We start from the raw sequence: 21,049 nt of genomic DNA, 5'->3' as shown, positions 1-21,049 counted from the left end.
GAGGTTTTCGCGGGCGTTTTTGTATTTGCCTGACAGCGGTTTCAGCTCGCGCCAACCTGCAGGGCGCCTTTACCGCTTTTGACGGGCCATGAAGGCGAGGCGCTCAAAGAGATGCACGTCTTGCTCGTTTTTCAAAAGCGCCCCGTGCAGCTTTGGCAAGGCATTGCCGGCATCGCGCTTGAGGTCTTCTGGCGTGAGGTCTTCGGCCAGGAGCAGCTTGAGCCAGTCGAGCACCTCGGAAGTTGAGGGCTTTTTCTTGAGGCCGGCCTGATCGCGGATCTCGTAAAACTGGGTGAGCGCCGTGGTGAGCAGCTGCTCCTTGATGCCTGCGTGATGCACTTCAACGATCTGGCGCATGGTGTCCATGTCGGGGAAGCGGATGTAGTGAAAGAAACAGCGGCGCAGGAAGGCGTCGGGAAGTTCTTTTTCATTGTTGGACGTGATGATGATGACAGGGCGGTTTTGGGCGCGGATGGTCTGGCCTGTTTCATAGACATGAAATTCCATGCGATCGAGCTCTTGCAAGAGGTCGTTGGGGAACTCGATGTCGGCTTTGTCGACCTCGTCAATCAACAGCACCACGCGCTCCTCTGAGGTGAACGCCTCCCAGAGCTTGCCCTTTTTGATGTAGTTGCCCACGTCATGGACGCGGGCGTCGCCAAGCTGGCTGTCGCGCAGGCGGCTGACGGCATCGTATTCGTACAGCCCTTGCTGGGCCTTGGTGGTGGATTTGATGTTCCATTCGATCATCCGCATCCCCAATGCGGAGGCGACTTGGCGGGCAAGCTCGGTTTTGCCTGTGCCCGGCTCGCCCTTGACCAGCAAGGGGCGCTCTAGCGTTACGGCGGCGTTGACCGCTGTTTTGAGGTCATCTGTGGCGATATATGCGTCTGTTCCGTCAAATCTCATCTCAAAGGGGCCCTGTTGCTCATTGATTTCATTGCAAACTACCTGAGACGCAATTTCAGAGCAATGTGATGTTATCGGGTAGTGACAATCTGGTTCCTTAGGAGTATGTGCTGCGCAGAAGAAGCGCGCTATGAAGGAGATTGCCGTGTCGTTGACGCGCTCAAAAGCAGAGGAAAAGGAAATGAAAGCTGAGCTTTTTCTGCCTGAAGATTACCGTCCAGCAGAGGACGAGCCTTTTATGAATGACCTTCAGCTTGAATACTTCCGCCGTAAACTGACCACATGGCGCGAAGAGCTTTTGGAAGGCAGCCGCGATACGATCGAGGGGCTGCAAGAGAGCACGAGAAACATCCCGGATTCTGCGGACCGTGCCTCGGAAGAGACAGACCGCGCTTTGGAGTTGCGCACGCGCGACCGCCAGCGCAAGCTTGTGTCCAAGATTGATGCGGCCCTGCGCCGGATTGATGAGGGCGAGTTTGGCTACTGCGAAGTGACGGGCGACCAGATTTCGCTCAAGCGGCTTGATGCCCGTCCGATTGCGACGATGAGCCTTGAAGCGCAGGAGCGCCACGAGCGCCGCGAAAAAGTCCACCGCGACGATTGAGCCGCGCTTGGGTGTGATGAAATTCGAGGCGTCGGAGCGTGAGTTCCGGCGCCTTTTCATTGGGAGAGACCTATGATTCAAGACCTGAAAGTTCTGATCATTGGCGCAGGTATTGGCGGGCTGGCTCTGGCGCGCGTGCTGGCGCTGCGGGGCGCCGATGTGACGGTGCTTGAGCAGGCGGGCGAGATCAAGGAAGTGGGGGCGGGCATTCAGGTGTCGCCCAATGGCTTGGCGGTGATCCGTGCGCTTGGGCTGGAAGCCCGGCTTGAGGCCAGTGGAGCGGTGCTGGCAGACACTGTGCAGCTCTGTGACTATCGTGGCAAAAGCGTTCTCAAGCTTGATCTGACCCAGCTGTCGCCGCAGAAATATTACTTTGTGCACCGTGCCGATTTGATCGGGATTTTGGCCGATGGCGCGCGCGAGGCGGGCGTGAAAATCCAGCTTTTGCAAAAGGTTGCACGGGTTGAGGACGGGCCGCGCGCCTGTGTGACCTTGGCCAGCGGAGCGCAGCGCGAGGCTGATCTGGTCGTGGGCTGTGACGGGGTGCATTCTGTTGTGCGCGGGGCGCTGAATGGCGCGGCGGAACCTTTTTTCACGGGCAATGTGGCGTGGCGCGCGACGGTGCCCAACCAGTGGGCGCGCCGCTCGGATGTGCGGGTGCATATGGGGCCGCGCCGCCACCTTGTGAGCTACCCTCTCAAAGGCGGTGAGCTGGTCAATCTGGTGGCTGTCGAAGAGCAGCGCAGCTGGATGGCCGAGAGCTGGACGCTGGAGGATGACCCCGCCAATATGCGCGCCGCATTCGAGGGCTTTGGCGCTGAGGCGCAGGCCATGCTGGACGCGGTTGAGGCTGTCAAATGCTGGGGGCTGTTCCGCCACCCCGTGGCGGCCGCGTGGCACGGGCAGAGCCTTGCTGTGTTGGGAGATGCGGCGCATCCGACCCTGCCGTTTCTGGCGCAGGGGGCTGTTATGGCGCTGGAGGATGCATGGGCGATGGGCGTGGCTTTGGAGCGAGCCGAGAGCTTGCAAGCGGGGCTTGCGGCCTATCAAAACCTGCGCCATGCGCGGGCTGAAAAAGTGGTGGCCACGGCCACGGGAAATGCGTGGAAATATCACCTGAGCTTTGGGCCGCTCCGCTTTGCGGCGCATAGTGTTTTGCGCCTTGGCGGGGCGGTTGCGCCGCGGGCGATGTTGCGGCAGTTTGACTGGCTCTATGACTACGATGTCACCGCGATTTGAGCGCCGTTAACACTTGAGATTCCGCTGATTCCGGGGGGGTGAAAAGCGTGCACCCCCCGTGCACCATGCGTGCACCGGCTGGTGCTGTTTTGACTGCGCACAAAAAAGCCGCCGTTCGTAACGTCAGCGAACGGCGGCTTAATTGTGTTGCAAGCTTATTTCAGGATCGAGCGGCCCGCGTATTGGGCGGTTTCGCCGAGCGTTTCCTCGATGCGGATAAGCTGGTTGTATTTGGCGAGCCGGTCCGAGCGCGCCAGAGAGCCTGTTTTGATCTGGCCGCAGTTGGTGGCGACAGCAAGGTCGGCAATCGTGGCATCTTCGGTTTCGCCCGAGCGGTGGCTCATCACGTTGGTCATGCGTGCGCGGTGGGCCATATCAACGGCCTTGAGCGTCTCTGACAGCGTGCCGATCTGGTTTACTTTTACGAGCATGGAGTTGGCGCAGCCACGCTCGATGCCCATGGCAAGTCGCTCCGGGTTGGTGACGAAGAGGTCATCGCCCACAAGCTGCACGGTGTCGCCCAGTTTGTCGGTGAGCGCCTTCCAGCCTTCCCAGTCATCTTCGGAGCAGCCATCTTCGATCGAGATGATCGGGTAATCGGCGCAGAGGGCTGCGAGGTAGTCGACATTTTCTTGTGGCGTGAGCGATTTGCCTTCGCCTGCCAGCTCGTATTTGCCGCCTTTGAAGTATTCTGTCGCCGCACAGTCGAGGGCGAGGTAGATGTCTTCGCCCGCTTTGTAGCCTGCTTTTTCAATCGACTTCAGGATGAAGTCGAGCGCTTCGCGGGTGCTGGCGATATTGGGGGCAAAGCCGCCTTCATCGCCCACACCTGTGGCAAGGCCTGCGGCGTGGAGTTCTTTTTTCAGGGTGTGGAAGACTTCGGCGCCCATGCGGATCGCGTCGCGGATGTTGTCCGCGCTCACGGGCATGATCATGAATTCCTGAATGTCGATCGGGTTGTCGGCGTGCTCGCCACCGTTGATGATGTTCATCATGGGCACGGGCAGGGTGCGCGCGGATGTGCCGCCGACATAGCGGAAGAGGGGCTGTGAGCAGAAATCAGCCGCAGCTTTGGCGGCGGCCAGCGAAACGCCGAGGATCGCATTGGCACCAAGGCGTGATTTGTTCGGCGTGCCGTCAAGCTCGATCATGGCCGCATCGAGCAGCTCCTGTTCGGTGGCGTCCATGCCGATAAGCTCTTCGGCGATTTCGCCGTTGACGCTGGCACAGGCCTCAAGCACGCCTTTGCCCATGTAGCGGCTCTGGTCGCCATCGCGTTTCTCTGAAGCTTCGTAAGCGCCCGTGGAGGCCCCTGAGGGCACAGCAGCGCGGCCCATCGTGCCGTCTTCCAGGATCACATCAACCTCAACTGTCGGATTGCCACGGCTGTCGAGGATCTCGCGGGCGTGAATGTCGATAATGGTGCTCATGTGGCGCTCTTTCGTCTTGGGGCTTCTGTTGAGTGGCGTTGTAGGCCGCTCAGCCCCAAGTGCAAGAGAGGTAGCGCCAACATGGGCGATTATAGCGCGGCTTTGGCCTCTGAAGCCAGTTCGCGGGCCAGTTTGCGCTCGCGCAGGAATGTATAGAGGCCCGAGGCGATGATGAGGGCTGAGCCGAGGTAGGTGAGCGCATCGGGAGATTCGCCAAAAATCCACGCGCCCAGAATGAGCGAGAACAGGAGCCGTGTGTAGCGAAACGGCATGATGGCAGAGGCTTCGCCCATGCGCATGGCTGTGACGATCAGGTAATAGCCGATGACACCAAAGGCGACCGCTGCGCCAAGTGAGAGCATATCTTTGCCTGCGACCGCTTGGGGCCAGCCTGTGAAGGCCATGAGCAGCGGGCTTGCAAAGACGAGGGCAAAGAAGCCGTAAAAGGACACGACTGTTGAGGATGTTTCTGTGGGAACGAGCCGCGTGAGCAGGTCACGTGCGGCAATGGTGAAGACTGTGATGACCACAAAGAGCGAGGCGGGGTCAAAGCCAGCCATGCCGGGGCGGATGATGATCAACACGCCGAGAAAGCCGACCATAATCGCGCTCCAGCGCCGCCAGCCAACCTGCTCGCCCAGAAAAAGCGCAGCGCCAAGCGTAATGGCGAGGGGGGTGGCCTGAAAGACGGCGGCGACCGTTGTGATGGGCACGAGCGACAGCGAGGTGATGAAGAACAGCGCAGCCACAGACTCGCAGGCCGTGCGCCACAGGAGCGGCCATGAAAAGTGGCGGCTTGAAAAGACATTTGTGCGTTGGCGCAAAGCCACGAGGAAAAACACCAGCGCGCCACCGAAGCCGAGGATCATCATGATCTGTCCTTTGGGAACAGAGCCTGAGAGATGCTTGATGAAGCTGTCTTCGATTGAGAAGGCTGCCATAGCTGCAGTGATGAAGAGAATGCCGCGCAGATTGTTCATGGGGGTCTTTCGAAACGTTATGCGGCACCTTTCGGGGAAACGGGGGCGGCGTGCAAGGCCTTTCGCTTGTTAACGAAAGCTGGGGGCTGGCTTGGCTGTGCGCCTCAGCCTTTTTTGATCGGGACGCCGTAAAGCTCAAGGCGGTGGCCTTTGAGCTTGTAGCCGAGTTTTTCGGCGATGCGCTCTTGTAGCGCCTCGATCTCTTCATCGACAAATTCGATCACCTCGCCCGAGTTCATATCAATCAGGTGGTCGTGGTGCTCGCGCTCGGCATCTTCATAGCGGGCGCGGCCATCGCCAAACTCGAGCTTGTCCAGAATGCCGGCTTCATCAAAGAGCTTCACGGTGCGGTAGACCGTGGCGATGGAGATCCCTGCATCAAGGGCGGCAGCGCGGGCGTAGAGCTCTTCCACATCGGGGTGGTCGTCAGAATCTTGCAGCACCGTTGCGATGATCCGGCGCTGGCCTGTCATGCGCAGGCCCTTGGCCTCGCAGCGGGAGATGATTGTATCGGTCATATTCTGGCTCATAGAACTCGCTTGGCGGGGGTGTAACGATATGGCGCTTGTTTGGCTAGGGTTTACGCTGGGCCAGCGCCTAAATCGTCAGATCACCTTGCATGGTTTGCACCGCCGCGCCCGAGATTGTCACGGTGCCGTCTTGGGCGCTGAGGCCGATCTGGGAGGGGCGGCCCATATCGTAGCCTTGGTGCACCGTCAGGTTTTGCGCTGTGCCGTGAAGGCTTGCCAGAAAGGCCCCGAGGGCGGCGCAGGCCGAGCCTGTGGCGGGGTCTTCGGGGATGTTATCAAGCGGGGCAAACATACGCGCGTGTATGGTGCTGCCCTCGCGCACATAGGCGAACTGGGCAAAATCAAGCGCGCCCTCATGGCGGGCAGCCCCCTCGCGGAAGGCGGCACTGTCAGGGGCGCAGGCGGCGAGAGCGTCACGGCTTGTCAGCTCTGTGAGGGTGAAGGGCAGCCCGACCGAGGCCAGAGCGGGCGCATGGGTGCTGAGCTTGAGCGCGCTTTCGGGCAGGCCGAGAGCGCGGGCCACAAGGGCGGGCTGCGGCGCGGCCAGAACGTCAAGCGGGACGCTGGTGTCAAAACTGGCGCGGGTGCGGGTTGCGCGGGCCGCGAGCGGGCCGATGCCAAGCTCAAGCACCATGTCAGGGCCATGGCCGCTGTGCGCCAGCGCCACGGCTGCGCCAATGGTGGGGTGACCCGCAAAGGGGATCTCCAGTGTGGGGGTGAAGATGCGCATTCTGGCGGTATGGGCCAGATCTTGGGGCGGGTAGAGAAACACGGTTTCTGAAAAGTTGAACTCGCGCGCGATCTTTTGCAGGCTGGCCTCTGGCAGCGCGCCGGCCTCGGGGATGACGGCCAAAGGGTTGCCGCCAAAGGGGGTGTCCGTGAAGACATCAAGCACGAGGTAGCGGGTCATCGGCGGGCCTTTCAGGTGGGGGCGTGGCTGCCTTTGAGGCTAGCATGACGCCCGATGTGACGCCAGCGCTTGACCTTCGCGTGCGCTGGTGGGCAGATGGCGCGATGCAGAGAAAACCACATATCGACCTCGCGGGCGCAGTTGCGCTGACCACCTTTGCGATTGTTCTGGGGTTCAACCAGGTTGTGATCAAGGTGAGCAACGGCGGCTTCAGCCCTGTTTTTATGGCGGGTTTGCGCTCGGCACTTGCCTTTCTGGTGATGCTGGCGTGGATGCGCTATCGCGGGGTGCCTCATGGCATTCGCCGCGACTTGCTTGGGCCGGGTCTGCTACTGGGGGTGCTCTTCACGTTTGAGTTTGTCTGCCTCTATCTGGCGCTTGATCTGACCACTGTCTCGCGCGCCTCGATTGTCTTTTACTCCATGCCTGTCTGGCTGACGCTGGTGGCGCATTTTGTGCTGCCCGGAGAGCGGATGGGGCCTCTGCGCGCGCTTGGCCTGCTGCTGGCGATGGCGGGGGTTGTCTGGGTTCTGGCCAAGCCACACGCGGGTGAGGACACGAGCCTTTTGGGCGACTTTCTTGCGCTGGGCGCGGCGCTGGGCTGGGGCGGTATTGCGCTTGTGCTCAGGCTCAACCGTGTCTCAAGCGAGCCGCCCGAGGTCCAGCTTTTGTGGCAGCTCGGTGTGTCGATGCTGTTGCTCTTTGCGTTTGCGCCGCTGTTTGGCCCGCTCACACGCGAGCTTGCGCCCATCCACTGGGCGGGGCTGGTGTTTCAGGTCTTTGCGGTGGCGAGCTTTGGCTATCTGATCTGGTTTATGCTGCTCAAGGTCTACCCTGCCTCAGGCGTGGCCTCGTTTAGCTTTCTGTCACCTGTCTGTGGCGTCGGGCTTGGCTGGTTGCTCTTGGGCGAGCAGATCGGTGTCGAGATCATCGGTGGCTTGTGCCTTGTTGCGGTGGGGCTGTTTTTGATCAACCGCAAGCCCACCGCCGCCAAGCATTAGCGCGTGCGCGTCATCAACATATAGCCTTCGCGGGGCTCAAAGCCTGCGCGTTTGTAAAGCCGCTGGGCGCGCTCGTTGCTGCGCTCGACCTCAAGGTGCAGCGCTTTTATGCCGTTGTCTTTGAGCGCGGGCAGAAGCGTCATGAGCACTTCACTGCCCATGCCACGGCCACGGACTTTTTCACGGATGAAGAACTCGTCGACAAAGCCTTCGATGCCGCCCAATTCGACAGAATAGCCGAGCGATATGATGATGTAGCCCACAGGCGCTTTGCGCGGGCCGATGAGGTAGATCATCCCGTGAGGGATCCCTTCAAGCAGGGGCATGAGGGCTTCAAAGCGCTTCTCGTCGGTTTGGACGATGTCGTGATGCTCGTGAAAGCGCGCAACCAGCGGCAGGAGCTTTTCCATATCGTCAGGGCGTGCGAGGTGCAGCAGGTTCATAGGCGGGCGAGCCTTTCTGTGAGCAGGGTAAAGAAGCCGTTGGCGTCGATCTCCCCCATAAAGGTGGCGTTGGGCGCGCGGTCGGTGACGCGCCACCAGTCGGCCACGGTCATGCCGAGGGTCAGCGCGGAGGCGGTTTCGATCTCGACGTTGATGTGGCGGCCTTTGAAAAGGGCGGGCTGCAAGAGATAGGCTGTCACGCAAGGGTCGTGCAGCGGCGCGCCGGGGGAGCCGTATTTCTCCCTGTCATACCGCTCGAAAAACTCGGTCATCTCGGCGGTTGCGATGCCCACGGGGGTGCCAAGGGCGCGGAACGCATCGTTGCGCTCTTGGGTGACGAGGGCTTTGTGGGTGACATCAAGTGGCATCACTGTGATGGGCGCGCCGGATTTAAACACGATGTCAGCGGCTTCCGGATCAACGTAGATGTTGAACTCGGCGGCGGGTGTGATGTTGCCGACCTCAAAGTATGCCCCGCCCATGAGAACAATCTCGCCAACGCGCGCGGCAATATCGGGCGCGCGCTGAAAGGCTGTCGCGATGTTGGTGAGCGGGCCAAGGGGGCAGAGCGTCACGCTGCCCGCAGGCGCGGTGCGCAGGGTCTGGATGATGAAATCAACTGCATGTTCGGGCTGCAAGGGCATGGTTGGCTCGGGCAGGACAGGGCCATCAAGGCCTGTTTTGCCGTGGACATGCTCGGCTGTGACGAGCTTGCGCTGAAGCGGAGCATCACAGCCTGCAAAGACACGGGTCTCTGGCTGGCCCGCCAGCTCGCAGATGATACGCGCGTTGCGGGTTGTGAGGGGCAGGGGCACGTTGCCTGCAACACAGGTGATGCCCAGAACCTCAAGCTCTTCGGGGCTGGCAAGAGCCAGCAGGATTGCGACCGCGTCGTCTTGCCCGGGGTCTGTATCTATGATGATTTTACGTCTGCTCATGAAGGCCTCTTAAGAGTTTGGCGGACTGTCGCAACTGTTGGCGGTGGTGTCCAGCGCAGGCTTGGGGCTGGGCGCAAAACGGCTTGCGGGGCACGGCACACAAAAAAGGCGCTCCCGAAGGAGCGCCTGAAGTCTTGCAGGCCCAAGGGAGGCGCCCTGCAAAGCCTGCTTAGCCGTCGAAATCAACAATTTCTGTGAGCTTCAGCGCATCGTCGCGCAGGCGGGCGAGATCCATGAGGTTGACCGTGTCTGCCTCGAAGCTGCCCCAGCTTTGCACCAGCGGGGCCGATTCTGTGCCTGGTGCGATGGGGTATTCAAAGTTGGCGTTGGCATAGATTTCCTGTGCCTCGGGTGAGGTGAGAAACTCCATCATTTTCAGCGCGTTGTCTTTGTTGGGCGCGGCCTTGGTCATGGCAACCCCCGAGATGTTGACGTGCGTGCCGCCGTTTTCAAAGGTGGGGAAGACGATGTTGACGCTTTCGGCCCATTCTTTCTGCTCTTCATCGGCGAGCATCTGGCCCATGTAGTAGGTGTTGCCGATGGCAATGTCACATTCGCCAGCCCAGATCGCTTTGACTTGGGCGCGGTCGTTGCCTTGGGGCTTGCGGGCGAGGTTGGCTTTCATGCCTTCCAGCCAGGCCGTGGCCCCTTCAACACCGTGGTGGTGGATCGCGGCAGAGGTGAGCGCGACATTGTAGGCATTGGTGCCTGAGCGCGTGCAGATGCGGTCTTTCCACTTGGGGTCGGCGAGGTCTTCATAGGTGGTGACTTCGCCGTCTGCCACGCGGTCTTTGCTGGCATAGACGATGCGTGCGCGGGTTGTGAGGCCCCACCAGTGCCCCTCGGGGTCATGGTAGATATCGGGGACGTTGGCTTTGAGCGTGTCGCTTGTGACGGGCTGTGTGAGGCCTGCGTTTACGGCGGCATAGAGGCGCGAGATATCGACTGTGAAGATCAGATCGGCAGGGGAGCGCGCGCCCTCGGCTTGCAGGCGCTCGACCATGCCTTTTTCAAGGTAGGCCACATTGACGGCGATGCCTGTTTCGGCGGTGAAGGCATCTGTCAGCGGCTTGAGCAGCTCTGGCTGGCGGTAGGAGTAAAGGTTGACCTCCTCAGACAGCGCAGGCGTGGCCACCGCGAGGGCTGTGAGGGCAAGGGTGAATTTGGCAGTCGTGAACATTGCGGTCTCCGTTATTGATGAGATCGTTTAACCTGAGTATTTTTGTCGGGTCAATACCTGATTTAAAAAATCAGGTACTACTTTGTCGCACGTTCTGCCCGCTTTGCGGCATCCCAGAGCGCGTCCATTTCGGCCAGATCGCTGTCTTCGGGGCGCTTGCCTTGCGCGGCGAGTGCAGCCTCGACCGCCTCAAAACGGCGGGTGAACTTGGTGTTGGCTGCGCGCAGGGCGGCCTCGGGCTCTACGCCCATGTGGCGGGCGAGGTTGGCCATCACAAACATAAGGTCGCCAAACTCTTCTTCGACTTCGGCTTGGGTGAGCTCGGTGCGGGCCTCGGCCAGCTCGCCTGCTTCTTCAACGATCTTGTCGAGCACCTCGTCGGTGGAGGGCCAGTCAAAGCCCACGCGGGCGGCGCGCTTTTGCAGCTTGTGGGCGCGCAACAGGGCGGGCAGCCCCACGGCGACGCCATCCAGCGTGCCTTTTTCGGCTTTGGCTGCGCGCTCGGCGGCTTTGATGGCCTCCCAGTCGCGGGTTTGTTGCTCGGCTGACTTGTCGCGGCTCTCGGAGCCGAAGACATGGGGGTGGCGCGCCACCATCTTGTCCGACATCGTGTCGGCCACGGCATCAAGATCAAACAGGCCTGCCTCTTCGGCCATCTGCGCGTGAAAGACCGATTGGAACAAAAGGTCGCCCAGCTCGCCCTTGAGCTCGTCCCAGGCTTGGCGCTCGATGGCATCGGCAACTTCATAAGCCTCTTCAATCGTGTAGGGCGCGATGCTGGCGAAGGTCTGCTCGATATCCCACGGGCAGCCATGCTCGGGGTCGCGCAGCGCGCGCATGATCGCGCGCAGACGGGGGATGCCGCCATCGGGGGCGTGGATTAGGGTTTCGTCAGCCATTGCGCCTGCCTTCTCTTCGGTGTTGAGTGGCAAGGTAACTCAGACAGCACGGGGCGCAAGGTATGGCAGTGATAAATCGGATTGCAGGCTTTGCCGAAGAGATGGCGGGCTGGCGCCGCCACATCCATATGCACCCCGAGCTGGAGCTTGACTGTCACGAGACGGCGGCTTTTGTTGTGGAGCGGCTGCGCGAATTTGGTGTGGACGAAATTCACGAGGGGATTGCGCGCACAGGTGTTGTGGCGATCATCAACGGCACGGGGGATGGCCCGTGCACAGGGCTGCGCGCAGATATGGACGCGCTGCCGATGCAGGAAGAGACGGGCGCGGCCTGGGCCAGCACGGTGGCGGGCAAGATGCACGCCTGTGGCCATGACGGGCATACGGCGATGCTGCTTGGTGCGGCGAAATACCTGAGCGAGACGCGCGCCTTCAAAGGCCGTGTCGCGCTGATCTTTCAGCCTGCTGAAGAGGCCGTCGGTGGCGGGCGCATCATGGTTGAAGAGGGCATGATGGATCGCTTCCAGATAGACGAGGTCTATGCGCTGCACACCGACCCTTTTGCCAAGGCTGGCGAGCTGCGCACCGTGGCGGGGCCGATCATGGCGGCCGTCGATGAATGGGAGATCGCGGTCAAGGGCGTGGGCGGCCACGCGGCTTACCCGCACACGTGCCGCGACCCGATGGTCACGGCGATGCACATAGGGCTGGCGCTGCAAACCATTGCGGCGCGCAACGTAGACCCGCTTGACCCTATTGTGGTGTCGGTGACCAAGTTTCATGGCGGCACCGCGAGCAATATCATAGCTGACGAGATCAGGCTGAGCGGGACGGTGCGCAGCTTTAGCGAGCAGAACCGCGACCTGGCCGAGCGGCGCATTCACGAGATTGCCGCTGCACAAGCTGCAAGTTTTGAGATGACGGCAGAGGTGGTTTATGAGCGCTCATACCCCGCCACGGTGAACCACGCGCTTCAGGTGGAAAAATCGGCCCGTGTGGCGCGGGAGGTTGTGGGCGATGACTTGGTGATCACCGATCTTGCCCCTGAAATGGGGGCAGAGGACTTTTCCTACATGCTCAACGAGCGCCCCGGTGCGTTTTACTTTATCGGGCAGGGGATAGGGCCATCGGTACACCACCCTGCGTTTGATTTTAACGATGACATTGCGCCCATTGGCGCTTCATTCTTTGCGCGGCTGATCGAGCGGCTGCACCACTCAGGAGAGACACCATGCCAGTGATCAACCGTATCGCAGGGTTAGCTGACGAGATGAAAACGTGGCGTCGCCACATCCATATGCACCCCGAACTTGGGCGCGACTGCCACAAAACGGCAGCTTTTGTTGTGGACCGCCTCAAGGAGTTTGGCATCACCGACATCAGCACAGGTTGGGCTGAAAGCGGGGTTGTGGCGGTGATCGAGGGGCAGGGCGAGGGCCCGACGATTGGCTTGCGCGCGGATATGGATGCGTTGCCGATGGATGAGATCACGGGGTTGGACTATGCCAGCAAAGTGCCCGGCAAGATGCACGCCTGTGGCCACGACGGCCATACAGCGATGTTGCTGGGGGCGGCCAAATACCTCAGCGAGACGCGCAACTTTGCGGGCAAGGCCGTGCTGATCTTCCAGCCTGATGAAGAAGGCGGCGGCGGGGGCGAGGCCATGGTGCAAGAGGGGATGATGGACCAGTTCGGCATCGACGAGGTCTACGGGATCCACAACGGCCCCGGCATTGAGGCGGGGCGGATCGAGCTGCGCGCAGGGCCGATCATGGCGTCGGTGGACAGCTTTTACATCGACATTCAGGGCAAGGGAGGCCACGGAGCGATGCCGCACACGACGGTTGACCCTGTGGTGGCTGCCGTTGGCATGGTGCAGGCGATCCAGACCATTGTGAGCCGCAACAACAATGCCCAAGAGCGGCTGGTTGTCTCGGTGACGCAGATCAACACTGGCTCGGCAACGAACATCATCCCCGATACGGCGCGGGTCTGTGGCACGGTGCGCAGCTTTGATCCGCATGTGCGCGATATGGTTGAGCAGCGTATGGGCGAGATCATCGCGGGGCAGGCTGCAAGCTATGGGGTCGAGGCCAAGCTGGAGTATGACCGTGGATACCCCGCGACTGTGAATGACGCCGGCAAAGCGGCGTTTGCGGCCGAGGTGGCCCGCGAGCTTGTGGGCGCAGATATGAGCACCGATGAGACTGTGCCGATGATGGCGGCGGAGGATTTTTCCTATATGCTGGAGGCCCGCCCCGGCGCCTATGCTTTTGTGGGCAATGGCGAGGGGCCGATGGTCCACCATCCGGCCTATGACTTTAACGACGAGATCGCCCCAGTGGGGGCCTCGTTTCTGGCGCGCCTGGTTGAGAAGGCCGCGCCGCTCGGCTAAAGCTTTTTCGGGGGCTGCGGCCCCACGCACCCACCCGCCACAGCCCCCGAAAAAGGCGCCTGTGGCCAAACACGAGACAAGACAAGATGGCTCTGGAAGACAGCAAGAATTTCGTAGATGAAGCCTTTACGCGCACAAACGACCGTGGCGTGAGCTTTGAAAACAGCTTTGGCGGGGCGCTCTCGTTTCTGCGCCGCCGCTACACCAAGGATCTGACGGGTGTGGACATTGCTGTCACGGGCATCCCTTTTGACCAAGCGGTGACAAACCGCCCCGGCACACGGCTGGGGCCACGCGCCATCCGCGAGGCGAGCACGCTGCAAAGCCCTGATGCGCCCTATGGCTGGGGCTATAACCCGCTGGATGAGCTCAACATCATCGACTACGGCGACCTTGCGTTTGATTATGCCAATATACCTGCCTTTCCTGATGCGCTGACAGCGCATATTCGCACCATTCTGGCCAGTGGAGCTGCGAGCGTGGCTTTGGGGGGCGATCACTATGTGAGCTTTCCGATCTTGAAAGCCTATGCGGAAAAATACGGCCCCCTTTCGCTCATCCAGTTTGATGCGCACACCGACACCTGGGCAGATGATGACATGAGCCGCGTTGACCATGGCACGATGTTTTACAAAGCCGTAAAGTCGGGGATTGTCGATCCGAAGACCTCTGTGCAGATCGGCATTCGCACCACCAATGAGGACACGCTGGGCGTGAATATCATCGATGCGCGCGAGGTTCATGCGATTGGCCCCGCGGCTGTGGCGGCGAAGGCGCGCGAGATTGTGGGGGCGCGGCCTGCCTATCTGAGCTTTGACATTGACGGGCTAGACCCCGCGTTTGCGCCGGGCACAGGCACGCCTGTTTGGGGCGGGCTGAGCTCGGCACAGGCGAGCCATATTCTACGCGACCTGGCGGGGCTGAATATTGTGGGGGGCGATATTGTGGAAGTTTCTCCCCCCTTTGACACCACGGGCGCCACGGCGATTGCGGGGGCACATGTGGCGATGGAGATTGTCTGCCTTCTGGGCTGGAACAAGCTTGGCAAAGGCTGATTTCGCCTTCGGCGAGGATATTTGAGGCAAAAAGAAAGTGGGATTTCGGATGATCTGGGCCGTTTTGGGCATTGTGCTGATGGGGATCGGCTTTGCGGGCTATGTGCGCCTTGCTCCTGAGGATGCGGCGCGTTGGCAGCTTGAGGGGCCCATGGCTGCGCCGGGGGATCACCCCGGTGAGGGCGGCTTTGGGGCTGTGCGCGCCTATGCGGGGGGGCTGGATGCGGTGGAGGCTGTGATCCTTGCCAGCCCGCGCACGCGGCTTTTGGCAGCGCAGGGTGATCAGCGCATTTATGTGACCCGCTCGGCGCTTTGGGGGTTTCCGGATTATGCGACGGTGCGGATCGAGGGCGGGCAGCTTGAGATCTTGAGCCGCTTGCGCTTCGGGCGCTCGGACCTAGGGGTCAATCAGGCGCGTGTTCGGGGCTGGCTGGCTGAGTTGCAGCTTTGAGCTGAGGCATCCATCGGCTGTTTCGCGCCACATGGGGACGTTGAGCGACATTTGGCACTGGGCTGTGAACATACGCCCGCCGACTTGCAGGCAGATCGACTCGCCAAGCTCTACGCGGCTGCCTGAGGTGTCGGTGCAGTAGCAGTCAATGACCTTGCCGCCGATGTTTTGATCGGCGAGAGCAGAGGCGGCGGCGAGCGCCAAAAGGCAGGCTATACGCAACATATGTTGAGTATATCAGAAACAGAGCGCTTGACCAAGTGGCATGAATGGCCCACATCAGCGCCATGGTACCTTCAGAACGTCTTGAGCAGATCATCCAGCGTTTCCAGTTCCTTGAAGCCAAAATGGCGGAAGGGGGCACGGGCGATATTGCGGCGTTGGCCAAGGAATATTCCGATCTGCGCCCCGTGGTGGAGCAGATTGACGCCTACCGTGGCTTGCTGCGCGACATGGACGACGCCAAGGCGATGCTGGCGGACCCCGAGATGAAGGCTTTGGCCGAAGACGAGCTGCCCGCGTTGCGCGCGCAGCTGCCACAGGCAGAGGCGGCTTTGCAGCTGGCGCTTTTGCCCAAGGATGCCGCCGACGGGCGGCCTGCGCTGATCGAGATCCGCCCTGGAACGGGCGGCGACGAGGCGGCGCTTTTTGCGGGCGATTTGTTGCGGATGTATCAGCGCTATTCCGAGGCGCGCGGATGGAAATTCGAGATCCTCGAAGAGAGCGTGAGCGAGCTTGGCGGGATCAAGGAGGCGGTTGTGCGCGTGGCGGGGCAGAATGTCTTTGCGCGGCTCAAGTTCGAGAGCGGTGTGCACCGCGTTCAGCGTGTGCCCGAAACCGAGAGCGGCGGGCGTATCCACACCTCGGCGGCCACTGTGGCTGTGCTGCCCGAGGCGGAAGATGTTGATATTGTCATCAATGCCAATGACATCCGCATCGATACCATGCGCTCCAGCGGGGCAGGTGGACAGCATGTGAACACCACCGATTCTGCTGTGCGCATCACCCATATTCCAAGCGGGCTGGTTGTGACCTCGTCAGAAAAGTCCCAGCACCGCAACCGCGAGATCGCCATGCAGGTGCTAAAGACGCGGCTGTTTGATATGGAGCGCCAAAAGGTCCATGACGCGCGCAGCGCCAGCCGGGCCGCGCAGGTGGGCTCCGGGGACCGCTCCGAACGCATACGCACCTACAACTTCCCCCAAGGTCGGTTGACCGATCACCGCATTGGCCTCACGCTTTACAAGCTTGAGGCTGTGATGGCGGGCGATTTGGACGAGATCCTCGATGCGCTGACAGCCGACCATCAGGCCACGCTTCTGGCGGAGATGAACGGGTGAGCCAGCTGACTGTGGCGGGTGCGCTGCGCGCTGGCACGCAGCTTTTGGCGCAAAGCGGGATCGAGGGCGCTGCACGCGATGCGCGGCTGCTTATGGCGCATGTTTTACAGATAGAGGCAGGTCGCATGACCTTGCATGTGCAAGATGCGCTGGCCGATGAGGCCAACACAGACTTTTTGGCGCTTGTCGCGGAGCGTGCAAAGCGGCGGCCCTTGGCGCATCTGACGGGGCTGCGGCAGTTTTACGGGCGGGGCTTTGAGGTGAGCGCAGATGTGCTTGACCCGCGCGGAGACACGGAAACGCTTGTCGCGGCGGCTCTTGCCGAGCCTTTTGCGCGTGTGCTTGACCTTGGCACAGGCTCGGGCTGCATTGTCTTGAGCTTGCTGGCCGAGCGGGCCGGTGCGCAGGGGGTGGGCGCAGACCTGTCGCCAGCCGCTCTCGCGGTGGCCAAGCGCAACGCGGACAGGCTGGGCCTTGGGGCGCGTGTGGGCTTTGTGCTTTCCAGCTGGTTTGAAGCGGTTGAGGGGGGCTATGACCTGATCGTGTCAAATCCTCCCTATATTGCGGCGGACGAGATGGCGGGCTTGCAAGCCGAGCTTGGCTATGAGCCGCGTATGGCCCTGACCGATGAGGCCGACGGGCTGAGCGCGTATCGCGAGATCGCGGCCAATGCGGCCGGATTTTTGAGCGCAGGCGGGCGTTTGATGCTGGAAATCGGCGCGACACAGGCTGTGGCAGTTGCGGCCATGCTGGAGGCCAACGGCTTTGAAGCGGTTGAGGTTGTGCAAGACCTTGACGGGCGAGACCGTGTCGTTTGGGGGCGAAAAGCGCACCAAATGGCGTGAATCTGCCCAGCTGGTGGCATTTGGGCCTTGTTAATTATGCTGTGACATGATTATTGGGCGTGTAAGCGGTGGATGTCTGCAAGACGGTCCCGCCTACACCCAAGCCAGAAATCTTTGGATTTGCCCCAAGCGCGTTTTTGACGCCGCAAATCAAACAAAGGCCATTTAACAAGCTCAGGCTCTTAAAAACATGAGATCATCAAAATCGCGCTCGCGATCAAAGAACAACCGGAACAACAACCGGCCTTCGGGAAATATTGTAAACCGCGTATTTGACAGCTCGGGGCCTGAGGGCAAGGTGCGCGGCACGCCGCAGCAGATTATCGAGAAATACAACCAGTTGGCACGCGATGCGCAGCTTGCGGGCGACCGTGTGGCCACGGAAGCGTTTCAGCAGCATGCTGAGCACTACCAGCGCATGTTGAGCGAAGCCATGGTTGAAGAAAACGCCAAGCGCGAGCAGCAAGAGCAGCAAAACCGCGAGCGCCAAGCCGAGCGTGACCGCGAAGCCGCCGAACGCCGCGAGCGCCAGGAACGTGAAAGCAACGGGGCCAACGCCGAAGCGCGTGAACCACGTGAGCCGCGCGAACCTCGCAAGCCACGCAAAGAGGCCGCAGCGAGCGACGCGGCTGAGACAGCCTCTTCAGAGGCACCGCACCCCGAAATCTCACAGCTTGAGATGATGCGTGGCGCAGAGGCTGAGAGCGGGCTTGTTGAAACGCCCGAAGGCGCAGCCGAGAAGCCCAAACGCACCCGCAAGCCACGGCGCAAGAAAGAGGCACCTCAAGATGAGGCTGGCCCGTCAGACGCCGGTTCGGAAGCAGCAGAATAAAGAAAGCCCCGCCACTCTGGCGGGGTTTTTGCTTTTAGGACGCTTTGACCGCGCGCGCAAAAGCGCAGAACTGCTCCAGCCCGATGACTTCGGCACGGTCTGTCGGCTTGATGCCTGAGGCAATGAGCTTGTCTTCCAGATCGGGTGTGACGCCTTTGAGCGAGGCGCGCAGCATTTTGCGGCGCTGGTTGAAGGCTTTGGCAACGACGCGCTCCAGCGTTTTGGCATCGGCTTCAAAGCGGGGTTTTTCCAGCGCTTTGACATGGACAACGGCGCTGCTCACTTTGGGCGGTGGTGTGAAAGCCTCGGGCGGCAAGTTGAGCACAATCGCGGCATCAGAGCGCCACTGGGCCAGAAGCGCGAGGCGTCCGTAGGCTTTGGAGCCGGGCTTGGCGACGATGCGCTCGGCCACTTCGCGCTGGAACATGAGTGTGAGGCTGTCCCAGAAGGGGGGCCACTCGGGCGGGGTCAGCCAGCGCACGAGAAGCTCTGTGCCGATGTTATAGGGCAGGTTGGCCGCGATCTGGATCGGCTTTTGCAGGTGCGTGAGCGGGTCCACTTCAAGCGCGTCGCCCTCGATGACCGTGAGGCGGCCGTCGTAGGCGGCGGCGATCTCCTGAAGGGCGGGGATGCAGCGGCTGTCTTTCTCGATGGCAAGAACACGGCGCGCCCCTTCCGAGAGCAGACCGCGTGTCAGGCCTCCGGGGCCGGGGCCGATTTCGAGCACATCACTGCCAGTGAGATCGCCGACATGGCGGGCGATTTTGGCTGTCAGGTTGAGATCGAGCAGAAAGTTCTGCCCCAGAGATTTGCGCGCGGACAGCCCGTGTGTGGAGATGACGCTGCGCAGGGGCGGGAGGGTATCAATTTGGCTCATGAGGGGTGTGCCATTTTCCATGCGAGGCGCAGGGCCTCTAGGCTAGAACTGGGGTTGGCGAGGCCTTTGCCAGCGATGTCAAAGGCGGTGCCGTGATCGGGTGATGTGCGCACAAAGGGCAGGCCCAGCGTGACATTGACGCCGCGGTCAAAGTCGAGCGTCTTGATGGGGATCAGGGCTTGGTCGTGATACATGCAGATGGCTGCATCATAGCGGCTGCGCGCGGCGGCGTGAAACATGGTGTCGGCAGGCAGGGGGCCGCGGATGTCGAGCCCTTCGGCGCGCAGCCTGTCCATGAGTGGCGCGATCCAGTCAAGCTCTTCGCGCCCCATGCTGCCGCCTTCGCCTGCGTGGGGGTTGAGGCCTGCCACGGCGAGGCGCGGGGACGCTATGTCAAACTGGTCTTGCAGCGCTTGGTGGGTGATCTCGATGGTGCGGCGCAGGCTCTCAGGCGTGAGGGCTTGGGGCACATCTGACAGCGCAATGTGGATTGTGGCGGGCACCACGCGCAGCGCGGGGCTGGCCAGCATCATCACCACATCCTCGACGCCTGCGAGGTGCGCCAGAAACTCGGTATGCCCCGGAAAGGCGAATGCAGCGCCGTCTTTGAGCGCTTTTTTGTGAATGGGCAGCGTGCAGAGGGCTGAGGCCTCGCCTGACTGCACATGCGCAACCGCGCGTTTGATGCTCTCGATCACGCCTTTTGCATGGCGCGGATCTGGCTGGCCGGCGACGCGGGGGCTGCCCATGTGAAGCGGCAGCACAGGCAGGCCTTGAGCCATGGCTTCGGGGGCCTCTGCGGGGGCGGCGATGGTCACATATCGGCTGTCATCCGGCAGATGTGCCGGGTCGCCTATGAGGAAAAAGCTCAGCTCGCCGCGCAAGGCCTCCCAAAGCCGGGGGGCAAGCTCGGGGCCAATGCCTGCAGGCTCACCGCAGGTGAGCGCAATGGGCTTAGTATTCAATGATCCGCGCCTCATCGCGCAGCTGGGCGAGGTAGCCGTCGGCAAAGCTGGCGAGGCGGCGGTTTTGCAGGCTGCGGCCAACATTGTTGCGGTCAACATCTTCGGCTTGTTTTGTGGTGCGGCCACACAGCATGAGGAAGACCAGCGTTTCGCCGTTGGACCGGGTGAGCGCTGTGGAGACCTCGTGCTTGTCAAGCTTGGCAAGCTCCAGAGCGATGTCTGTGGGGATGTCGGCAGGGGCCTTTGAGCCGCGCTCAAGCACCTCTTCGGGCTGGCCTTTGGCAATGCCATAGAGGTCATCGCAGGTGTCGGCGCTGTCTTTGACTTTTTGGGCTGCGGCCAGTCCTTGGGGGGTGCGCCCGCCAGCGATGTAATAGGCGGCGTATTCGATGGCTGCAAATTCGGGGGCAATGACTTCACCCTCTTCGAGACCGCGCAGCTGGAACAGGGCGATGCCGCCGTCGATCGGGATCGGATCGGTCACCTGGCCTTGTCTCAGCCCGAGGATCACAGAGTGCAAGGCCGGTGGCAGGTTTGTCAGGGGCATCCAGTCAAGCTTGCCGCCGCGCTCGCGGGTGGCGGAGGCTGAAGACTGGCGCGCGGCATTGGCGAAGGCGGCAATGCTGGTCAACTGTGAGATTTGCTCGGCGCGGGCCTGCGCCGCGGCGGCCTGTTCGGGGGGCGCGGGCAGGATGACCTCGGAGAGCAGAACACGCACATTGCCTACGCCTGTGGTGCTGAGTGCGAGGTCGATATCATTTTCGCCGATCTCGACACGCGCCCCAAACTTCGCGCGCACGAGGGTGCGCCACGAAATACCGCTGACGATAAAGTCGCGGAACGTGGATTCTTCGATGCCTGCGCCTTTGAGCGAGCCGACAAACTCGTCTGTTGTCATGCTGGCGCGGGCGGCAAACTCGGCCATGCCTTGGGTGACTTCTTCGGCTGTCGGCACCACACCGAGGGCTTCGGCGGCGTCAAGCTTGAGACGCTCCTCAACAAGTTGCTTGCGGGATTCTGTTGTGGGGTCCCCCGGAGAGCGGAAGACCTGCAACATGAGCGCACGTTGCTTCAGTTCGAACTCTGTGATGATCTTGTCGTTTACCTTGAACGCAGGGGCGAAGAGGTTCTGTGCCTGCACAGGGGCGGCGCCTGAAAAGCCCAAGGCCACTTGGGCGGTCAGTGCAAACACGAGCGTTTTGAGGGGCGAAAGCGTCATCATCAGT

Annotated in this window: 23 protein-coding genes; 10 read left to right on the top strand and 13 right to left on the bottom strand. The window is 61.4% G+C overall.

Translation table 11 applies throughout. The features are described 5' to 3' along the window. Positions 1 to 69 precede the first annotated feature (69 nt). Positions 70 to 909: an AAA family ATPase gene (locus ACTG3X_RS06470; RefSeq protein WP_439110423.1), complete on the bottom strand. Its 840-nt coding sequence runs from the start codon at positions 907 to 909 to the stop codon at positions 70 to 72. 181 nt (positions 910 to 1,090) lie between these two features. On the opposite strand from ACTG3X_RS06470, the gene dksA reads away from it, so the two are divergent. Beyond that, positions 1,091 to 1,513 carry an RNA polymerase-binding protein DksA gene (gene dksA, locus ACTG3X_RS06465; RefSeq protein ID WP_439110488.1) on the top strand — a complete coding sequence of 141 codons (423 nt, stop codon included), beginning with the start codon at positions 1,091 to 1,093 and terminating at the stop codon, positions 1,511 to 1,513. Between the two features lie 72 nt (positions 1,514 to 1,585). Next, positions 1,586 to 2,752: an FAD-dependent monooxygenase gene (locus tag ACTG3X_RS06460; RefSeq protein ID WP_439110422.1), complete on the top strand. Its 1,167-nt coding sequence runs from the start codon at positions 1,586 to 1,588 to the stop codon at positions 2,750 to 2,752. Positions 2,753 to 2,907: 155 nt separating this feature from the next. On the opposite strand, the gene eno is transcribed toward ACTG3X_RS06460, so the two are convergent. The 4 genes from eno to ACTG3X_RS06440 form a co-directional block, all read right to left on the bottom strand. After that, positions 2,908 to 4,182: a phosphopyruvate hydratase gene (eno, locus tag ACTG3X_RS06455; protein WP_439110421.1), complete on the bottom strand. Its 1,275-nt coding sequence runs from the start codon at positions 4,180 to 4,182 to the stop codon at positions 2,908 to 2,910. An 89-nt stretch (positions 4,183 to 4,271) separates the two neighbouring features. Continuing rightward, positions 4,272 to 5,162 (bottom strand): DMT family transporter, encoded by an 891-nt coding sequence (locus ACTG3X_RS06450; protein WP_439110420.1) that lies wholly within the window; start codon positions 5,160 to 5,162, stop codon positions 4,272 to 4,274. Positions 5,163 to 5,266: 104 nt separating this feature from the next. Continuing rightward, positions 5,267 to 5,680, bottom strand: coding sequence for a Fur family transcriptional regulator (locus tag ACTG3X_RS06445; protein ID WP_439110419.1), 414 nt, complete (start codon positions 5,678 to 5,680; stop codon positions 5,267 to 5,269). Between the two features lie 79 nt (positions 5,681 to 5,759). Then, positions 5,760 to 6,602 carry a PhzF family phenazine biosynthesis protein gene (locus tag ACTG3X_RS06440; RefSeq protein WP_439110418.1) on the bottom strand — a complete coding sequence of 281 codons (843 nt, stop codon included), beginning with the start codon at positions 6,600 to 6,602 and terminating at the stop codon, positions 5,760 to 5,762. Positions 6,603 to 6,646: 44 nt separating this feature from the next. Here ACTG3X_RS06440 and ACTG3X_RS06435 point away from each other — a divergent pair, with 44 nt between their 5' ends. Then, complete coding sequence (locus ACTG3X_RS06435; RefSeq protein WP_439110417.1) at positions 6,647 to 7,603, top strand: DMT family transporter; 957 nt, start codon at positions 6,647 to 6,649, stop codon at positions 7,601 to 7,603. Here the strand turns inward: ACTG3X_RS06435 and ACTG3X_RS06430 are convergent. The 4 genes from ACTG3X_RS06430 to mazG all read right to left on the bottom strand — a co-directional run bounded on the left by ACTG3X_RS06430 (position 7,600) and on the right by mazG (position 11,063). Next, entirely contained in the window at positions 7,600 to 8,046 is a 447-nt protein-coding gene (locus tag ACTG3X_RS06430) for a GNAT family N-acetyltransferase (RefSeq protein WP_439110416.1), read from the bottom strand. The two genes, ACTG3X_RS06435 and ACTG3X_RS06430, sit on opposite strands and share 4 nt — an antisense overlap. Continuing rightward, positions 8,043 to 8,984 (bottom strand): nucleoside hydrolase, encoded by a 942-nt coding sequence (locus ACTG3X_RS06425; RefSeq protein ID WP_439110415.1) that lies wholly within the window; start codon positions 8,982 to 8,984, stop codon positions 8,043 to 8,045. The genes ACTG3X_RS06430 and ACTG3X_RS06425 overlap by 4 nt, the downstream gene beginning before the upstream one ends. 169 nt (positions 8,985 to 9,153) lie before the next feature. Continuing rightward, positions 9,154 to 10,164, bottom strand: a complete 1,011-nt coding sequence (locus ACTG3X_RS06420; RefSeq protein WP_439110414.1) for a Fe(3+) ABC transporter substrate-binding protein — start codon at positions 10,162 to 10,164, stop codon at positions 9,154 to 9,156. A gap of 77 nt (positions 10,165 to 10,241) precedes the next feature. Continuing rightward, positions 10,242 to 11,063 carry a nucleoside triphosphate pyrophosphohydrolase gene (gene mazG, locus ACTG3X_RS06415; protein WP_439110413.1) on the bottom strand — a complete coding sequence of 274 codons (822 nt, stop codon included), beginning with the start codon at positions 11,061 to 11,063 and terminating at the stop codon, positions 10,242 to 10,244. Positions 11,064 to 11,125: 62 nt separating this feature from the next. Here mazG and ACTG3X_RS06410 point away from each other — a divergent pair, with 62 nt between their 5' ends. From ACTG3X_RS06410 to ACTG3X_RS06395, 4 genes are all read left to right on the top strand, one after another. Then, complete coding sequence (locus ACTG3X_RS06410) at positions 11,126 to 12,304, top strand: M20 aminoacylase family protein (RefSeq protein ID WP_439110412.1); 1,179 nt, start codon at positions 11,126 to 11,128, stop codon at positions 12,302 to 12,304. Then, entirely contained in the window at positions 12,295 to 13,458 is a 1,164-nt protein-coding gene (locus ACTG3X_RS06405) for a M20 aminoacylase family protein (RefSeq protein ID WP_439110411.1), read from the top strand. The genes ACTG3X_RS06410 and ACTG3X_RS06405 overlap by 10 nt, the downstream gene beginning before the upstream one ends. An 86-nt stretch (positions 13,459 to 13,544) precedes the next feature. After that, positions 13,545 to 14,513, top strand: a complete 969-nt coding sequence (gene speB / locus ACTG3X_RS06400; RefSeq protein ID WP_439110410.1) for an agmatinase — start codon at positions 13,545 to 13,547, stop codon at positions 14,511 to 14,513. A 49-nt stretch (positions 14,514 to 14,562) separates the two neighbouring features. After that, complete coding sequence (locus tag ACTG3X_RS06395; protein WP_439110409.1) at positions 14,563 to 14,964, top strand: DUF1499 domain-containing protein; 402 nt, start codon at positions 14,563 to 14,565, stop codon at positions 14,962 to 14,964. On the opposite strand, the gene ACTG3X_RS06390 is transcribed toward ACTG3X_RS06395, so the two are convergent. Next, a complete protein-coding gene (locus ACTG3X_RS06390) occupies positions 14,911 to 15,189 on the bottom strand; it encodes a hypothetical protein (RefSeq protein WP_439110408.1) in 279 nt (92 codons plus the stop codon). The two genes, ACTG3X_RS06395 and ACTG3X_RS06390, sit on opposite strands and share 54 nt — an antisense overlap. A 62-nt stretch (positions 15,190 to 15,251) precedes the next feature. On the opposite strand from ACTG3X_RS06390, the gene prfA reads away from it, so the two are divergent. From prfA to ACTG3X_RS06375, 3 genes are all read left to right on the top strand, one after another. Continuing rightward, positions 15,252 to 16,304, top strand: coding sequence for a peptide chain release factor 1 (gene prfA, locus ACTG3X_RS06385; protein ID WP_439110487.1), 1,053 nt, complete (start codon positions 15,252 to 15,254; stop codon positions 16,302 to 16,304). Further along, on the top strand, positions 16,301 to 17,149 hold the full coding sequence (gene prmC, locus ACTG3X_RS06380) for a peptide chain release factor N(5)-glutamine methyltransferase (protein WP_439110407.1): 849 nt from the start codon (positions 16,301 to 16,303) through the stop codon (positions 17,147 to 17,149). Before prfA ends, prmC begins: the two co-directional genes overlap by 4 nt. Before the next feature lie 190 nt (positions 17,150 to 17,339). After that, the gene (locus ACTG3X_RS06375; RefSeq protein WP_439110406.1) at positions 17,340 to 17,981 is read left to right on the top strand and encodes a DUF4167 domain-containing protein; all 642 of its coding nucleotides are present in this window, start codon (positions 17,340 to 17,342) and stop codon (positions 17,979 to 17,981) included. Between the two features lie 34 nt (positions 17,982 to 18,015). Here ACTG3X_RS06375 and rsmA read toward each other — a convergent pair whose 3' ends face one another. Genes rsmA through ACTG3X_RS06360 form a run of 3 tightly spaced genes read right to left on the bottom strand, consistent with a single transcriptional unit; the run spans position 18,016 to position 21,045 of the window. Continuing rightward, positions 18,016 to 18,858, bottom strand: coding sequence for a 16S rRNA (adenine(1518)-N(6)/adenine(1519)-N(6))-dimethyltransferase RsmA (gene rsmA, locus ACTG3X_RS06370; protein ID WP_439110405.1), 843 nt, complete (start codon positions 18,856 to 18,858; stop codon positions 18,016 to 18,018). Further along, the gene (gene pdxA / locus ACTG3X_RS06365; RefSeq protein WP_439110404.1) at positions 18,855 to 19,823 is read right to left on the bottom strand and encodes a 4-hydroxythreonine-4-phosphate dehydrogenase PdxA; all 969 of its coding nucleotides are present in this window, start codon (positions 19,821 to 19,823) and stop codon (positions 18,855 to 18,857) included. The genes rsmA and pdxA overlap by 4 nt, the downstream gene beginning before the upstream one ends. Beyond that, positions 19,813 to 21,045, bottom strand: coding sequence for a peptidylprolyl isomerase (locus tag ACTG3X_RS06360; RefSeq protein WP_439110403.1), 1,233 nt, complete (start codon positions 21,043 to 21,045; stop codon positions 19,813 to 19,815). The genes pdxA and ACTG3X_RS06360 overlap by 11 nt, the downstream gene beginning before the upstream one ends. Between the last annotated feature and the right edge of the window lie 4 nt (positions 21,046 to 21,049).

Origin of the sequence: Lentibacter sp., assembly GCF_965658795.1 — a bacterium.
Lineage (GTDB): Bacteria > Pseudomonadota > Alphaproteobacteria > Rhodobacterales > Rhodobacteraceae > Lentibacter.
The sequence above is the reverse complement of the archived record's forward strand: the minus strand, read 5'-3'. Positions and strand labels throughout refer to the sequence as shown.

Excerpts from the sequence above, each read along its gene's own strand:
- dksA (WP_439110488.1), top strand. The coding sequence starts at position 1,091 with ATGAAAGCTGAGCTTTTTCTGCCTGAAGATTACCGTCCAGCAGAGGAC.
- rsmA (WP_439110405.1), bottom strand. The coding sequence starts at position 18,858 with ATGAGCCAAATTGATACCCTCCCGCCCCTGCGCAGCGTCATCTCCACA.
- eno (WP_439110421.1), bottom strand. The coding sequence starts at position 4,182 with ATGAGCACCATTATCGACATTCACGCCCGCGAGATCCTCGACAGCCGT.
- ACTG3X_RS06440 (WP_439110418.1), bottom strand. The coding sequence starts at position 6,602 with ATGACCCGCTACCTCGTGCTTGATGTCTTCACGGACACCCCCTTTGGC.
- ACTG3X_RS06420 (WP_439110414.1), bottom strand. The coding sequence starts at position 10,164 with ATGTTCACGACTGCCAAATTCACCCTTGCCCTCACAGCCCTCGCGGTG.
- ACTG3X_RS06360 (WP_439110403.1), bottom strand. The coding sequence starts at position 21,045 with ATGATGACGCTTTCGCCCCTCAAAACGCTCGTGTTTGCACTGACCGCC.
- prfA (WP_439110487.1), top strand. The coding sequence starts at position 15,252 with ATGGTACCTTCAGAACGTCTTGAGCAGATCATCCAGCGTTTCCAGTTC.
- ACTG3X_RS06450 (WP_439110420.1), bottom strand. The coding sequence starts at position 5,162 with ATGAACAATCTGCGCGGCATTCTCTTCATCACTGCAGCTATGGCAGCC.
- ACTG3X_RS06460 (WP_439110422.1), top strand. The coding sequence starts at position 1,586 with ATGATTCAAGACCTGAAAGTTCTGATCATTGGCGCAGGTATTGGCGGG.
- mazG (WP_439110413.1), bottom strand. The coding sequence starts at position 11,063 with ATGGCTGACGAAACCCTAATCCACGCCCCCGATGGCGGCATCCCCCGT.
- ACTG3X_RS06430 (WP_439110416.1), bottom strand. The coding sequence starts at position 8,046 with ATGAACCTGCTGCACCTCGCACGCCCTGACGATATGGAAAAGCTCCTG.
- ACTG3X_RS06410 (WP_439110412.1), top strand. The coding sequence starts at position 11,126 with ATGGCAGTGATAAATCGGATTGCAGGCTTTGCCGAAGAGATGGCGGGC.
- ACTG3X_RS06470 (WP_439110423.1), bottom strand. The coding sequence starts at position 909 with ATGAGATTTGACGGAACAGACGCATATATCGCCACAGATGACCTCAAA.
- speB (WP_439110410.1), top strand. The coding sequence starts at position 13,545 with ATGGCTCTGGAAGACAGCAAGAATTTCGTAGATGAAGCCTTTACGCGC.
- ACTG3X_RS06425 (WP_439110415.1), bottom strand. The coding sequence starts at position 8,984 with ATGAGCAGACGTAAAATCATCATAGATACAGACCCCGGGCAAGACGAC.
- ACTG3X_RS06445 (WP_439110419.1), bottom strand. The coding sequence starts at position 5,680 with ATGACCGATACAATCATCTCCCGCTGCGAGGCCAAGGGCCTGCGCATG.
- ACTG3X_RS06435 (WP_439110417.1), top strand. The coding sequence starts at position 6,647 with ATGACGCCCGATGTGACGCCAGCGCTTGACCTTCGCGTGCGCTGGTGG.
- ACTG3X_RS06375 (WP_439110406.1), top strand. The coding sequence starts at position 17,340 with ATGAGATCATCAAAATCGCGCTCGCGATCAAAGAACAACCGGAACAAC.
- ACTG3X_RS06390 (WP_439110408.1), bottom strand. The coding sequence starts at position 15,189 with ATGTTGCGTATAGCCTGCCTTTTGGCGCTCGCCGCCGCCTCTGCTCTC.
- ACTG3X_RS06405 (WP_439110411.1), top strand. The coding sequence starts at position 12,295 with ATGCCAGTGATCAACCGTATCGCAGGGTTAGCTGACGAGATGAAAACG.
- ACTG3X_RS06395 (WP_439110409.1), top strand. The coding sequence starts at position 14,563 with ATGATCTGGGCCGTTTTGGGCATTGTGCTGATGGGGATCGGCTTTGCG.